The 569-nt window shown below is 61.3% G+C and carries 1 protein-coding gene; it reads left to right on the plus strand.

The window, feature by feature from the left end:
* On the plus strand, window positions 1-566 hold a 566-nt coding region (gene nudC, locus BJP35_RS23815; protein WP_086463603.1), incomplete at its 5' end, for an NAD(+) diphosphatase.
* Window positions 567-569: the final 3 nt, after the last annotated feature.

Below are 569 nucleotides of genomic sequence, written 5' to 3' on the forward strand. Positions count from 1 at the left end.
TGCGTCAGCTGTTGGATCTGGATCGCGGTCTGTTTCAGCTTGCCGGGCGCGGCGTGCAGCTGGCGGATTTCTACCGTTCACATCGCTATTGCGGCTACTGCGGCCATGAGATGCACCTCAGCCGCAGCGAGAGCGCCTGCCTGTGTGGCCACTGCAAAGAGCGCTACTATCCGCAGATTGCACCCTGCGTGATCGTCGCCATTCGGCGCGAGGATCAGATCCTGCTGGCGCAACACGTGCGCCATCGCGGCGGTATCCACACGGTGCTGGCCGGCTTCGTCGAAGTGGGCGAAACGCTGGAGCAGGCGGTAGCGCGCGAAGTGATGGAAGAGAGCAATATCGAAATCAAGAACCTGCGCTACGTCACTTCACAACCCTGGCCGTTCCCGCACTCGCTGATGATGGCCTTTATGGCCGATTACCATCAGGGGGAAATTCGTCACGATCCCAAGGAGCTGCTCAACGCTGGCTGGTATCGCTACGACCAATTGCCGCTGTTGCCGCCGCCCGGCACCGTGGCGCGCCGGTTGATTGAGGACACCGTGGCGCTGTGCCGGGCAGAATAATGT

Source organism: Enterobacter sp. J49 (assembly GCF_002148625.1).
Taxonomy (GTDB): Bacteria; Pseudomonadota; Gammaproteobacteria; order Enterobacterales; family Enterobacteriaceae; genus Enterobacter; species Enterobacter ludwigii.